A 13,789-nucleotide genomic window follows, 5' to 3' on the forward strand; every position below is an offset into this window, starting at 1 on the left:
CGAATACAGCGCGATCGCGCCAATTCCCCTCACCCAGCCCGCGCGTCCAGCACCGCCACCATCGCCCGCCCCAGTTCCGCCAGCGGCCCATCACCCTCGCGCGCGTAGAGCGACACCCGCATCGGCGCGACCCCGCCCAGATCGGTTCGCCGCACCAGCTTCGCCCCGCCCACAGCCGCCAGCGGCAGCAGCGACACGCCCACCCCGGCCGCGACCGCCGCCACCACGCTCTGCAAACTGCTCCCCGAAAAGGCCACGAACCAGCGCCGCCCCTCCCGCTCCAGCTGCGCGAACATCTGATCGCGATACAGCCCCCCTGCCGGAAAGCAGACCAGTGGCAACGCCTCTTCATCCACCACGCCCACACCCTCGGCCGCCGCGAACCAGCCCAAAGGCTCTGCAAAGGCCGCCCGACAATCCGCCCCGGTCTCGGCCTCCTTCACGACCACGATATCGAACTCCCCCTGCCGATATCGCTGCGCCAGGTCGCGGCTCAGCCCGGTCGTCGCGTCCAGCCTGATATGCCGGTGCGCCCGCGCGAACCCGGCAAAGGCCTGCGCCATCGCCCCCGTCGCCAGATCCTCCGGCAGGCCGATGGAGATCGCCGCTGTCCCCGCCGGATCGCGCAGCAGCAGCGCGGCATCCTCATTCAGCAACAGTATCCGCCGCGCATGACCGATCAGCCGCTCACCCATCGCGGTCAGGCACACCGGTCGCGCCGAACGGTCGACAAGCCTGTGCCCCGCCATCGCCTCCAGCCGGCCGATCTGCTGGCTGATGGTCGACTGGGTCATGTTCAGCCGCTCGGCCGCATGGGTGAAATTGCCGCTATCGGCAATGGCGACAAGGCTGCGCAGCAGGCGGGGATCGAACATGGCCATCATTATCGATGTGCATGCTATCCATTCCAACATCTAATTTGCGCATGGTGGTCAAGCAGCTAAAATCGCCTATCCCCTTTCGGAGCGCGGACCGAAGATGAAGACCCTGCTGGCCACCACTTTGCCCCTGATCGCCCTCATCGCGTCTCCAGCGCCCGCACTGGCCGCACCCGCCCCGCAACAGGGCGACATGATCATCCGCCACGTCTCCGTCATCGACGTCGAGCATGGCCGCGCAAACCCGGATCAGGCCGTGGTCCTGCGCGGCCCGGATATCGTCGCCGTCGGCCCGGACAAGGCCATCGCCAAAAACTGGCAAGCCGCCGGCACGATCGAGGGCAAGGGCCGCTTCCTCATCCCCGCGCTCTGGGACATGCACGTCCATTTCGGCGGCGGCCCGGACCTGATCGAGGAGAATAAGGCGCTCCTCCCCCTCTATGTCGCCCATGGCATCACCACCATCCGCGACTGTTCGGGCGACCTGCCCGACAATGTCCTCCAATGGCGCCACGACATCGCCAGCGGCAGCCTGTTCGGCCCGCGCCTCCTCACCTCCGGCGCCAAGATCGAGGGGATCGCGCCTGTCTGGAAAGGTACGATCGAGGTCGGCAGCCAGGCCGATGTCGACGCCGCCATCACCCGCCTGCAACAGCGTGATCATGTCGACTTCGTGAAGATCACCGACAGCACGTTGAAGCCAGACCTGTTCCTCTACGCCGTTGCGCAGGCGAAGGCGCATGGCCTGCGCAGTTCGGGCCATATCCCGATGGCGCTGACGGTCGGCCAGGCGGTAGACGCCGGCATCAGTTCGATCGAGCATCTCGATTACGCCTATAAGGCCGGCGTCAGGCAAGAAGCCGCGATCGCCGCCGATTTCGCCGCCGGCCGCATCGACCGGGCGGAGGCCAGCCACCGCCTCGACACCGGCTTCGACAGCGCCACCGCCATGGCCGCCTATCGCAATTTCGCCGCGAAGGGCGTGTTCGTCACCCCGACGCTGAACGGCAGCCGCATCATCACCTATCTCGACCGCGACACCCACGCGAACGATCCCTATCTCGCCTATATCGGCCCGAAACTGCGCAAGACCTATGACTGGCGCATCCAGCGCGCCGCAGCGGCCGACGCCGCCGCCATCACCGCGCGCCACGATCATTTCGAACGCATGGCCGCCATATTGCCGCTGCTGCAAAAGGCGGGCGTCACGATCATCGCCGGCACCGACGCGGGCTTTTTGAACAGCTTCAACTATCCCGGCATCGGCCTGCATGACGAACTGTCCCTGTTCGTGAAAGAAGGCCTCACCCCCGCCCAGGCGCTCTCCGCCGCCACCCGCGCCGGCCCGGCTTGGTTCGGCCAGCTGGACCGCTATGGCAGCGTGGAGGCTGGCAAGGCCGCCGACCTCGTCCTGCTCGACCGCAATCCGTTGCAGGATATCGCAGCGACCCGCGCCATCGCCACCGTCGTCATGCGCGGCAAAAGCTACGACCGCGCCGCCCTTGACGCGATGCTCGCCGACACGAAGGCCAAGGTCGCGGATTGGAACAAGGCCCCCTGACCCGCTGCCGTCTCGCGTCGTTCAGCACCGGGCCATGATTTGAACCGTGACGTTATGTTCCCCGGCGCAGGCCGGGGTCCAGTGCCACGCAAGGGGCTGGACCCCAGCCTGCGCCGGGGAACGCCAGATATGCGTCGATGTCTGCGCGCGATGCCATTGTCCGTGCCAAGCAAAATCCTATCCCTTCGATTGCCTAAATTTCCACCATGCGTTACCAAGTTCCACAGAATGGATGTGTGGAGACGATAATGCGCGGAAAACGGCTGGCTCTATTTGGACTCCTGCCGCTGCTGATTGCCGCCGCGCCCGCACCCAAGCCCGCCTCGTGGATCGACCCCACCACCGGCCACCGCATCGTCCGCGTCGATGACCGGCCCGGCAATTACGGCCTCTATTTCAACTATAACCCGTTCACCCCGGACGGAAAGCGGATGATCTACCTGACGCCAGAGGGCATCCGCGTCGCCGACACTGCCAACTGGACCACCCGCCTCGTCCTGAAAGAAAAGATCGACCGCCTGCTCTTCGTCGGCAATCGCGCGGCCGTCGCTTATTACAGCACCAGCCCGATCGGCAACGAAGCCGCCTCCACCATCTGGTCGGTGGATCTCGACACCGGCAAACGCCGCCGCATCGCCGACCTGCCCGGCGGCCGCATCGCGTCGATCAATGCCGACGACACGCTGCTCGCCGGCCATCGCGAACTCGCCCCGCCCCCTGCCGCCATCGCCGCGCAGGGCAATCGCGATCCCAAGACCGGCTCGCCCACCTATGCCGCCAACGGTCCGGATGGAAAGCCCCTGCCCTTCGCAGTCGCCAAGGAACAATGGATGGCCCGGCGCCTCGCCGCCGGCGTGCCGATGGAAATCTTCACCATCGACATCCGCACCGGCGAACGAAAGACGGTGACCCAGTCCAGCGACTGGCTGAACCACGTCCTCTTCTCCCCCTCCGACCCGACGCTGCTCATGTATTGTCATGAGGGGCCGTGGCAGAAGGTCGACCGCATCTGGACCATCCGCACCGACGGCAGCCAGAAGACGAAGGTGCATCAGCGCACCTTTCAGGGCGAAATCGCCGGCCATGAATATTGGGCGCCCGACGGCCGCACCATCTGGTACGACCTCATTCAGCCGATGGGCGTCCGCTGGCTCGCCAGCTTCGACGTGCGCAGCGGCAAGCGCCTCTGGTACCGGCTAGGCGCAGGGCAAGGCAGCTATCATTTCAGTTCCTCCCCCGACAACCGCCTCTTCTCGGGCGACGGCAATGACGAAGGCAAATATATCAGCCTCTTCCGTCCCCGCGCCGATACCAACCCTCGCGCACCCGACACGCTGGACCGCGACCGGCTGATCGCGGCCGGCGACCTGGAAACCCAGCGCCTCGCCGACCTATCGAAACAGGACTACACGCTCGAGCCCAACCAGCATTTCACACCGGACGGCCAATGGCTGGTCTACCGCGCCAATGTGGAGGGCAAACCGGCGATCTACGCCGTGGAAGTGGCGAAGGCCCCATAAGCCGCCTTCGCATAAACGCATATTAACCCGACGCCATCATGCTGTCGCGCTGACAATGTCGGCTCTACAGGATAGTCATGCGCCACCTTGCGGACAGCTTTTTCGACAGCGCGTTCGGCCACACCGCCGACGGGCGCGCGCTGTTCATGCCGTTCGGCCTGCTCGGCGGGCGCTATTTGATCGATGCGCGGCAACAGATCATGCTGCGCCGGGGCTTGCGCTGGCTGATGCCGCTGGCGATGTTGCCGATCATGGCGCTGCTGCCTCTGTTCATACGGCCGATCAGAAACGCCTATGCAATGCCGTTGTTCGCGCTGGTGGCGGGCAGCTTCCTGCTCTTCACGCTGGTCTTCTGGCTGTGGGTGCGGCACGTCAGCAGGGGCCTCGACCGGATCGACGCACAAGCCGATGACCTGCCGATGGTCGTCGATCCGCACGCGGCGATCGTCCGCCGCCTGATCGACCGCTTTCGTCCGCCGCGCACCCCGTCCCCGCCCGAAAGCTTCGGCGTGCTGGCGGGCTTCGCCTGTCAGTTGCTGGTGCGGGCCCGCGCCCAGCGCAGCGGCATGGCGGCCCCGTTGATAGAAGTGGCGACGGTCGACGGGCGGCTGCGCTATTTCGGCGATGCGCTGAACGGTCTGGTGGCCGAAGACGGCGATTCCCTGCTGGTCCATGCCGGAAACGGCCTGCCCGTCGCCGCGCTTGCACCAATCTTCACGGAAATGACGAATGCCAGCGTCGGCGATGGCGCGGAATATGCCGGCTTCATCGCCCTGCTTCAACGCCACTGGTCCTCGACCGCATTGCTGCTGCGGGGGCATGGCGTCGCCATTGACGACTGGCCTGCCCTGCTGGCGCGCGCATCGCGGCAATGGGCGCTGGACGAAGGCGATGCGTCGCCCCGCCCCACCCTGCTGTTCATGCGCGCCGCCATCGCCATGTCGAAAATCGATCCGGCGGAAATACTGGTCCCCGACGACGAACCCGAACCCGCTAGGCGCTAGCGGCAGACGTTTCGCACAGCGCCTTGAATTGCTCCATCATCTGGTCCCAACCCGGATGAAAGCCCATTTCCTCATGCCGTGCCTTGGCCTCCGCATCCCAATGGCGCGCCGTCGCGGTGAAGCGCGTGCCCTCGCCCTCATCCTCGAACCGCCATAGCCCGGTGATGAACGCCGTCTGCGGTATCCATCCCGACGCATAGGCGTCCGTCGTCACCGCCAGTTCGTTCGGCACCACCTCCAGAAACACGCCCTCCATCGGCCCCGTCTCTTCGCCATTCGGCCCGAACATCTGCACCGCGCTCCGCCCGCCGGGGCGCAGATCCTGTTCGATCACCTCGGCCCGCCAGGGCTTGGGGCAGAACCATTCCTCCTTCAAATCCACCCAGACCTTCCAGCATATCTCGCGCGGCGCCGCGATATGGCAGGTCACGGACAATTCATGCTCAGCGCTGCTCATATCGCTTTCCCTTCGAAGGCCGCCTGCATCGCGGCGGTGTCCAACTTCCGCATCGACATCATGACCCCCATCATGCGGGCGATGCCGGCTGTGTCGTCCGTCTTGTAATTGTCCATGATCTGCCGCGTCACCAGTTGCCAGGACAGGCCATATTTGTCCGTCACCCATCCGCACGGCCCATCCTTGCCGCCATCGGCGGTCAGCGCGTCGAAATGCCGGTCCAGCTCCGCCTGATCCTCGCACGCCACGGACAGCGATATCGCCTCGTCGAAGGTGAATTGCGGCCCACCGTTCAACGCCTGATAGCTTTGCCCGAACAGGGTGAATTCGACCAGCAGCACGCTCCCGCCAGCCAGCGGCGATGGCGACGGATTCTCCTGCGGATAGTAGCTGACATGATCGATCGACCCGCCAAAGACGGACACATAAAAAGTCGCCGCATCCAGACCATTGCCGTCGAACCACAGGCAGGGGGTGATCTTGTCCATCACGCCTCCCCCTTGCTGCCGACAGCCGCAAACATCGCGCCTTGCGGATCGCTCGCCTGGATGATCCATCCGCCGCCCGGCACCTCAATCGGCCCGTTCAGCACCGTGCCGCCACCCGCCTTCACCTTCTCCACCGACATATCGATATCGTCGACGACGAAGTAGAAGAGCCACGCCGGTCGCGGCATTTCCTTCGGGCATGGCATGATGCCGCCCGTCATATCCTGAAAATCGCCGCCCCCGGTCTGCGACACGAGTTGGTAGCTGCCCATTTCGCCCATATCCATGGCGTCCCCGGTCGTCCAACCGAACTGCCCGGTATAGAAGGCCAGATCCTTGTCGAAATCGCCAGCATATAGTTCATGCCAGCCGACATGGCCCGGCGCCATCGGCGAAGCCGCTTCCATCCCCCCGTCGCTCGATCCTTTCAGCAGCATGAAAACCGCCCCTCCCGGATCGGCCATCACCGCAAAGCGCCCGACGCCCGTTATGTCTTCGGCCGGCCGCATCACCTTGCCGCCCGCCGCGCTCAGCCGCTGCGCATCCGCATCGACGTCGGCCGATCCCATATAGCCACCCCACCAGGGCGCCATGCCGCAGTCCTTGGCCTCGGCCGGGATGGCCATGACCCCGCCGACCGCACCCGCGCTGCCCGACACGACATGATAGGGATCGTCCGTCCGCTCGCCGCCGAAAGGCTGCGACGTCCAGCCCAGCACATCGCCATAAAAAGCCAGCGCCGCCTGCGGATCGCTGGTTATCAATTCATACCAGAAGAATTTGCCGCCAAAATCGGTCATCGTCTTTCTCCTGAAATTTGGAATTGCAGGATTGATCGCCATTTCGTTCAGGTGGAGCCGAAAAGCGTGATTTTCGAGTACCGGAGCGCAGCGTACTCAAAGTACGTGAGCACCGGAACGCAGAAAAGCGCGCTTTGCAGGCCCGCCTGGGCGGAATGGCGATCAATCCTAGGCCTTCGCGTCCAGCAACACTTCAAACCCGCCATAAATCAAACGCGCGCCGCTGAATGGCATGTCCTCACCCTCTTTGGGCTGCATGCGTTCATCCTTCATGACTCTCTCGGCGCCCGCGTCGCGGGTCGCCTTGTCGGGCCATTCGATCCAGGAAAAGACGACCTCCTCATCCTCCTCCGCGATCACGGCGGTGCGGAAATCGTTGGTCTTGCCGATCTTGACGTCGCTGCCCCAGCATTCGACGATGCGCAGCGCGCCATGTTCGATGAAGATCGGTGCGGCATAGGCCGCGACCTCGCGATAGCGTTCTTTATTGCCCTTGGGCACCGGGATCACGAATCCGTCCATATAGGCCATATTCTCTCTCCTCTTCGTCGCTCGTCGTCGCGCAACCCTAAGGTTAAACGACGCGCATGCCATTATGCGCATCGCTTATATCAGATGACGCGAAAAGAAGAACGGCCCGTCCGAAGGCGCCTAAGCCTGCGCCGACAGCTTCATCAGCACCAGCCCGGCCAGGATCAGCCCCGCCGCGATCAACCGCGCGACGCTCAGCCCCTCACCCAGAAAGGCGACCCCGACCGCGAACGCGCCCAGCGCTCCTATCCCGGTCCAGATCATATAGGCGGTGCCCAGCGGCAGGCTGCGCATCGCCAGCGACAACAGCCCGAAACTCGCGACCATCGCGCCCAATGTGATGAGGCTGGGCACCAGCCGGCTGAACCCGTGCGACTGTTTCATCGCAAAGGCCCAGACGATTTCCAGCACACCGGCGATAAAGAGATAGATCCAGGCCATGACGGCTCTCCTTTCCAAAAGAGAGCCGGGCCGTCCCGGACTTGAAAACCCGACGTGCCGGGGGAGGACGTGGCCTCGCTTGCGGCGAAGACAAATAGGCCTGCCTCTGCCGAGAGGCAAGCCCAGCAAAGACCGTGCTCCTGCGAAAGCAGTCGCCCAAGGTCGAACGATGTGCCCTAAATCCTGGACTCCTGCGTCCGCAGGAGCACCAGTTCTCAATGCGCCCCGTTCAGCATCCCGAACACTTGGCCAAATTCCCCACGCTTCGTCGCCTCGCTCAGGAACTTCACCCGCTCGACATGGATTTCCGCGGGCGTCGGCTGCTGCCGCAACAATCCCATCGTCTCGGCGATGAAGTCCGCCAGCGGCATCATCTGGTCATTTTCCGCATGGCCGGGCATCAGGTCGGTCTGCACGCCGGGCGGCACGATCTCCACCACTTCAACACTGGTCGCCTTCAACTGCTCCCGCATCGCCAGCGACCAGCCATGGATCGCCGCCTTGGTCGCGCTATAGGTCGGGGTCGCCACCAACGGGACGAAGGCCAGGCCCGACGACACGGTCAGGATGGTCGACGCCGCCTGCGCCTCCAGATGCGGCAGCAGCGCATGGGCAAGCCGGATCGGACCAAGCAGATTGGTCGCCACCGTGGCCTCCGCGATGGCGAGGTCGATCTTCTCCTCCGCCACCATGATGCCGGCATTGAGCAGCACGGCATTGAGCGCCGGGAAATCCGCGACCAGCTTCTCCGCAAAAGCCTTGATCGCCGCCGGATCTTCCATGTCCAGCGTCACCGCCGCCATGCCCGGATGATCGGCCACGACCGCGTCCAGCACCGCCTGCCGCCGCCCGGCGATGATGACCTGATTGCCGGCCGCATGAAATTCATGCGCCAGCGCCGCGCCGATGCCCGACCCGCCGCCGGTGATGAGGATGGTGTTGCCTGTGGATTGCATGGGAAAGCTCCTTTCGATTGGCTTGCCCCGCAATTTAGCCCTATGCTCTCTTTTGGAAAGTAGGCACCGCAAAGTGCTGTAGTTACCCGAAGGTGAGAAATGGCAAATCCGCTCCAAACCCGCTTCGCCGCCGCCGATATCGCGCAGGCCGAACAGTATCTGGCGCATGAACCGCCGACCGACATCGACCCGCGAATCGAACGACTCGTCAACGAGTTGATCGGCCGCATCGCCGACAAATGGACGTTGCTGGTGCTGGAGGAGCTGGAGGCGAAGGGCACGCTGCGCTTCACTGAAATCGGGCGGCTGGTGGAAGGGATCAGCCAGAAGATGCTGACCCAGACGTTGCGCCAGATGGAGCGCGACGGCCTTTTGACCCGCACGGTCCATGCCGTCGTGCCGCCCCGCGTCGACTATGCGCTGACCCCGCTCGGCAACAGCCTCAGCGCCGCCTTTTGCGGCGTCTGGGTCTGGGCCGAACGCAATCTGGAAACGGTAGAAAACGCCCGCACCACCTTCGACGCGCGGGATTAAAACGAGGCGAACCTATGACTCTACGTTCCCCGGCGCAGGCCGGGGGCCAGTTCCCCGCTCCGATCTGGACCCCGCGGCCTGCGCCGGGGAACACGTCATATGCCCGTCTTGCTATTACTCGCCCGCCGTCGGCACCGGCTGCACGATCAGCTTGGGCGTGCTGTTGTCGGGCAGCGTCCGCGCCGGGGCCGGCGGCCCGGACGGTGTCACCGCTGACGGCGCAGATGGCGCGGCTGACGGCGCAGGCACCACCCCTGTCGAAGGCACAGCCCCCGCCGCAGGCGCCGTCGCCTCGATCGAACTCTTATATGTCGGCGTCCACCCCTTGGGCGGCGCTTCGCCCGGCGGCACCGGCGGCGGCGGCAGCGGCGTGGGCGACACCACGACCGTCACCGTGGCGCCGAACCGCGACTGCCATTCGGCCAGCCGCCGCAGATAGTCGGCATAGGCCGCGTAAAATTCCTGGAACGGCTTTTCCAGCTCGGCCAGCAGCGCAGGCGCCTCCTCCAGCAATTGCGAAGACGGCATGGCGATGATCTTCTGCCCCACCGTCACCGCGACCGGGCAGAAATTCTTGATCACCGGCGGCAGCGCGAAGAAATTATAGACGACCGTGTTCAACCGCTCGCGCGACGCCATGCCCGAACTGCCATAGGCCACGCTATAATTGCGATCGACCGCCGCATTGGCGCTATTCAGAGTCGCCTTATGCAGCGCCAATATCTGGTTATACTGGTTGCGCGCAGCCGGCCCATATTTGTCGCAATTGAGCGCCGCGACGTTCAGCGCCATGCGGATATGCCACAGCGCGGTATTGGACGTGACGCCGCGATTGGCGGTCAGATATTTCCCGTCCGCATCCTTTTCCGGAATGCTCATCCCCTCGGCCGCGTTCGATGGCGGCACCGGGCGGATGGTCGGCACCACCGGCGGCGGCGGCGCGGGTGGCGGCGGCGGCGGCGGGGTCGAACAGGCCGCCAGCACGGCCAGCGAGACAAGGGAAAGGCGGCCGATAAGGCGCGAAGACAACATCAAATTCTCCGGCAGGACGATAGGCACCGGCCATGCCGGTCGTGGGTTAGGGGGAATATGCCTAACCCGCGACTCACCGCAACCCTTTAAGCGACTCGCCGTTCCAGCGCCTCGGCAGCCTGCGCCATCAACTGGGCGATGATGTCGGCGACCGGCTCTTCCTTCGTCACCATGCCGACCGACTGGCCCGCCATCAACGATCCGCCCTCGACATCGCCGTCGATCACCGCCTTGCGCAGCGCGCCGGCCCAATAATGTTCGATCTGCAACTGCGCTTCCATCATGTCCACCGCGCCGCTGTCCAGCAGGTTGGCGACTTCGCGCTGCTTGGCGGTGAAGGCTTCGGTCCCCGCATTTTTCAGCGCACGCACCGGGATGACCGGCAAACGCGGGTCGATCTGCACGCTGGCGATCGCATCGCGCGCCGATGCGCGGAAAAACGCCTTCTTGAAATTGGGGTGCGCAATGCTTTCGCTGGCGCAGGCAAAGCGGGTGCCCAGCTGTACGCCCGCCGCGCCCATTTCCAGATAGGCGGCGATCGCCTCGCCCCGGCCGATGCCCCCCGCGACGAACACAGGCACTTGGGCGGCCATTTCCGGCAATATTTCCTGCGCCAGCACGCTGGTCGCGACCGGACCGATATGGCCGCCCGCTTCCATGCCTTCCACCACCAGCGCATCCACGCCCGACCGCACCAGCTTCTTGGCCAGCGCCAGCGCGGGCGCGAAGCAGATCAGCTTGGCCCCCTTCTGCTTGATCGCCTCGATGCTGCCCTTGGGCGGCAAGCCACCGGCCAGCACGACATGGCTGACATCATGTTTCGCGCATATGTCGATCAGGTCGAACAGCAGCGGGTGCATGGTGATCAGGTTCACGCCGAACGGCTTGTCCGTCAGCGCCTTGGTCGCCACGATCTCCGCATCCAGCAATTCGGGCGTCATCGCGCCGCACGCAATCACGCCGAACCCGCCGGCATTGGAAATCGCCGCCACCAGATTGCGCTCACTGACCCAGCTCATCGCCCCACACAGGATCGCGCTCTGGCTGCCGAAAAATTCGGTGCCGCGAGCCATGAGGGAGGTGAGCTTGGCGTGGGTCATATATAATCCGTTCAAAACCAAAAAAGCCCCTCCCTTTCAAGGGAGGGGTTGGGGTGGGTGCGCCGCACAGCGGCGCCCCAAGCTATCGACCAAAGGGCAGGCTCGCTTCGCTCGCACCCACCCCTAGCCCCTCCCTGGAAGGGAGGGGAATAGAAAATTTACGCGATCGGCGCGTCCAGACCATAAGCGGTGTGCAACACACGCACCGCCAATTCCGTCTCATCCTCGTCGATCAGCACCGAAACTTTGATTTCGCTCGTCGAAATCGCTTCGATATTGATGCCGCGCTCGGCCAGCGTCTTGAACATGGTGGCGGCGACGCCGGCATGGCTGCGCATTCCCACACCCACGACGCTGATCTTGGCGACTTCGGTATCGGTGATGATGCGGAAGAAGCCGATGACGTCCTTGTTCGCTTCCAGAATGTCGACGCTGCGGGCCAGGTCGGCGCGCGGGACGGTGAAGGTGACGTCCGTCTCTTCATTGTCCTTGCTGTCATTCTGGATGATCATGTCGACGTTGATCGCCGCATCGGCCAGCGGCACGAAGATGTTGGCGACCGCACCGGGCTTGTCGGGCACGCGCGTCACGATGATCTTCGCCTCATTCTTGTCATGGGCGATGCCGGTGATGAGCTGACGTTCCATCTTGTCTTCCTTGAGCTTGGCTTCCAGTTCCGCGTCGCTGACGATCAGCGTACCGGGCAGATCGGTCTGGGTGGGATCATCGAAGGAGGAAAGCACCTGCACGACCACGCCTTCCTTCATGGCGAGGCCGACCGAGCGCGTCTGCAACACCTTGGCACCGACCGAGGCCAGTTCCAGCATTTCCTCGTAAGTGACGAGGTTCAGCTTGCGCGCGCGCGCCACGATGCGCGGGTCGGTGGTATAGACGCCGTCGACGTCGGTATAGATGTCGCAGCGATCGGCCTTGATCGCGGCGGCCACCGCGACCGCCGACGTGTCCGACCCCCCCCGGCCCAGCGTCGACACCCGGCCATCGGCCATCATGCCCTGAAAACCGGGGATCACCGCCACGGTGCCCGACCGCATCGACGCCAGCAGGTCCAGCGTATCGATGTCGCTCACCCGCGCCTTGGCATGCGCCTCGATCGTGCGGATCGGCAATTGCCAGCCCAGCCAGCTGCGCGCATCCACGCCCAGCGCCTTCAATGTCATGGCCAGCAATCCGCTGGTGATCTGCTCGCCGGCGGCAACCACCACATCATATTCGGCCGGATCGTAGAGGGCGGACGCTTCCTTGCAGAAACCGACCAGCCGGTCCGTCTCGCCCGCCATGGCGGACACGACGACGGCGACTTCATGCCCCTGTTCGACGACATGTTTGACGCGCGCCGCCACGTTGCGAATTCGCTCCATCCCCGCCATGGAGGTGCCGCCGAATTTCATCACGATGCGCGCCATTTGCTTGTCGAACCTATCCGTTATTATGAAAGAAAATATCCCAAAAGGGCTAAACGGCGCTCCTATTAGCAGCGCAGGCGCATATGGCAAGCAATCCTGCCATACGCGTCGCGGCATCCGGCGCTCACTCTTTTGGCTTTACCAGGATAGGCCCATTTGCCTCCTGCCCATGGCCTGCTAAAAGCAGCCTTCAGGATAATCGAAACAACCCCTCCCCGTTCGCCCTGAGCCTGTCGAAGGGCCGTTCTTCTTTTGGGGGCCGTAGACCAAGGCGCATCATGACCCAAAATACCGCCACCATCGACCCGAAGGAAGCCGCCCATTTCGGCACCATGGCCGCCGACTGGTGGGATCCCACAGGGTCCAGCGCGATGCTGCACAAGCTGAACCCGGTGCGCCTGCGCTACATCCGCACCGCGATCGACCGCCATTGGCCCGGCGACGCGCAGGCCTTCCGTCCCCTCACCGGCAAGCGCGCACTCGACGTCGGCTGCGGCGCGGGCCTGCTCACCGAACCGCTCGCCCGCCTCGGCGCCACCGTCATCGGCCTCGACGCCGCCCCTGAAAATATCGCCGCGGCGCAGGGCCATGCCGCAGGTCAAGCGCTGACCATCGACTATCGCGCCACCCCGGTGGAGGACATGGCCGATACCGGCTTCGACCTCGTCACCTCGATGGAAGTGATCGAGCATGTTGCCGACCCCGCCGCCTTCGTCCGCGCGCTGGCCGGCAAACTCGCGCCCGACGGCCTGATGATCCTCTCCACCCCCAACCGCACGCCGCTCTCCCGCCTCGCCATGATCACCATCGGCGAAAGCGTCGGCGGCATCCCCAAGGGCACGCATGACTGGCACAAATTCATCACGCCTGAAGAACTGGCCACGCTGCTGGATCAGGCCGGCCTCGACGTCACCGACAGCATCGGCCTCAGCTTCGACCCCGCCCGCGGCTTCACCTTGTCCGCCAACACCGCGATCAATTACCTGCTGACGGCGAAGCACAGAACATAAACCTTCTCCCCTCGGGGGAGAAGGATACGAAGCCTTGCCAGCTTGCTGGCTAG

15 protein-coding genes are annotated in these 13,789 nt (G+C 64.4%); 5 read left to right on the top strand and 10 right to left on the bottom strand.

Annotated elements, in window-relative coordinates:
• Positions 1–29: 29 nt before the first annotated feature.
• Positions 30–875, bottom strand: a complete 846-nt coding sequence (locus tag F4U94_RS02965; protein WP_120251922.1) for a LysR family transcriptional regulator — start codon at positions 873–875, stop codon at positions 30–32.
• Positions 876–978: 103 nt separating this feature from the next.
• Here F4U94_RS02965 and F4U94_RS02970 point away from each other — a divergent pair, with 103 nt between their 5' ends.
• The 3 genes from F4U94_RS02970 to F4U94_RS02980 all read left to right on the top strand — a co-directional run bounded on the left by F4U94_RS02970 (position 979) and on the right by F4U94_RS02980 (position 4,963).
• Entirely contained in the window at positions 979–2,439 is a 1,461-nt protein-coding gene (locus F4U94_RS02970) for an amidohydrolase family protein (protein ID WP_172598739.1), read from the top strand.
• A 248-nt stretch (positions 2,440–2,687) separates the two neighbouring features.
• Positions 2,688–3,959, top strand: coding sequence for an oligogalacturonate lyase family protein (locus F4U94_RS02975; RefSeq protein WP_120249271.1), 1,272 nt, complete (start codon positions 2,688–2,690; stop codon positions 3,957–3,959).
• 77 nt (positions 3,960–4,036) lie between these two features.
• Complete coding sequence (locus F4U94_RS02980; protein WP_120249270.1) at positions 4,037–4,963, top strand: hypothetical protein; 927 nt, start codon at positions 4,037–4,039, stop codon at positions 4,961–4,963.
• Here F4U94_RS02980 and F4U94_RS02985 read toward each other — a convergent pair.
• From F4U94_RS02985 to F4U94_RS03010, 6 genes are all read right to left on the bottom strand, one after another.
• Positions 4,953–5,420: an SRPBCC domain-containing protein gene (locus F4U94_RS02985; protein WP_120249269.1), complete on the bottom strand. Its 468-nt coding sequence runs from the start codon at positions 5,418–5,420 to the stop codon at positions 4,953–4,955. The two genes, F4U94_RS02980 and F4U94_RS02985, sit on opposite strands and share 11 nt — an antisense overlap.
• Positions 5,417–5,908 carry a VOC family protein gene (locus F4U94_RS02990; RefSeq protein ID WP_120249268.1) on the bottom strand — a complete coding sequence of 164 codons (492 nt, stop codon included), beginning with the start codon at positions 5,906–5,908 and terminating at the stop codon, positions 5,417–5,419. Before F4U94_RS02990 ends, F4U94_RS02985 begins: the two co-directional genes overlap by 4 nt.
• The gene (locus F4U94_RS02995) at positions 5,908–6,708 is read right to left on the bottom strand and encodes a VOC family protein (protein WP_150411836.1); all 801 of its coding nucleotides are present in this window, start codon (positions 6,706–6,708) and stop codon (positions 5,908–5,910) included. The genes F4U94_RS02990 and F4U94_RS02995 overlap by 1 nt, the downstream gene beginning before the upstream one ends.
• A gap of 168 nt (positions 6,709–6,876) precedes the next feature.
• Complete coding sequence (locus F4U94_RS03000; RefSeq protein WP_120249267.1) at positions 6,877–7,239, bottom strand: DUF1428 domain-containing protein; 363 nt, start codon at positions 7,237–7,239, stop codon at positions 6,877–6,879.
• Positions 7,240–7,359: 120 nt separating this feature from the next.
• On the bottom strand, positions 7,360–7,680 hold the full coding sequence (locus F4U94_RS03005; protein ID WP_120249266.1) for a DMT family transporter: 321 nt from the start codon (positions 7,678–7,680) through the stop codon (positions 7,360–7,362).
• Positions 7,681–7,895: 215 nt separating this feature from the next.
• A complete protein-coding gene (locus F4U94_RS03010; RefSeq protein ID WP_120249265.1) occupies positions 7,896–8,636 on the bottom strand; it encodes an SDR family oxidoreductase in 741 nt (246 codons plus the stop codon).
• A gap of 99 nt (positions 8,637–8,735) precedes the next feature.
• On the opposite strand from F4U94_RS03010, the gene F4U94_RS03015 reads away from it, so the two are divergent.
• Positions 8,736–9,170 carry a winged helix-turn-helix transcriptional regulator gene (locus F4U94_RS03015; protein WP_120249264.1) on the top strand — a complete coding sequence of 145 codons (435 nt, stop codon included), beginning with the start codon at positions 8,736–8,738 and terminating at the stop codon, positions 9,168–9,170.
• A gap of 114 nt (positions 9,171–9,284) precedes the next feature.
• Here the strand turns inward: F4U94_RS03015 and F4U94_RS03020 are convergent, their stop codons facing one another.
• From F4U94_RS03020 to F4U94_RS03030, 3 genes are all read right to left on the bottom strand, one after another.
• Entirely contained in the window at positions 9,285–10,202 is a 918-nt protein-coding gene (locus tag F4U94_RS03020; protein WP_120251920.1) for a hypothetical protein, read from the bottom strand.
• A gap of 86 nt (positions 10,203–10,288) precedes the next feature.
• Entirely contained in the window at positions 10,289–11,302 is a 1,014-nt protein-coding gene (locus F4U94_RS03025) for an NAD(P)H-dependent flavin oxidoreductase (protein WP_120249263.1), read from the bottom strand.
• Positions 11,303–11,460: 158 nt separating this feature from the next.
• Positions 11,461–12,726 (bottom strand): aspartate kinase, encoded by a 1,266-nt coding sequence (locus F4U94_RS03030; RefSeq protein WP_120249262.1) that lies wholly within the window; start codon positions 12,724–12,726, stop codon positions 11,461–11,463.
• Positions 12,727–13,004: 278 nt separating this feature from the next.
• Between F4U94_RS03030 and ubiG the strand changes: the two genes are divergently transcribed.
• A complete protein-coding gene (ubiG, locus tag F4U94_RS03035; protein ID WP_120249261.1) occupies positions 13,005–13,736 on the top strand; it encodes a bifunctional 2-polyprenyl-6-hydroxyphenol methylase/3-demethylubiquinol 3-O-methyltransferase UbiG in 732 nt (243 codons plus the stop codon).
• Positions 13,737–13,789 lie beyond the last annotated feature (53 nt).

It is taken from the genome of Sphingobium limneticum (genome assembly GCF_008710155.1).
GTDB lineage: Bacteria > Pseudomonadota > Alphaproteobacteria > Sphingomonadales > Sphingomonadaceae > Sphingobium > Sphingobium limneticum.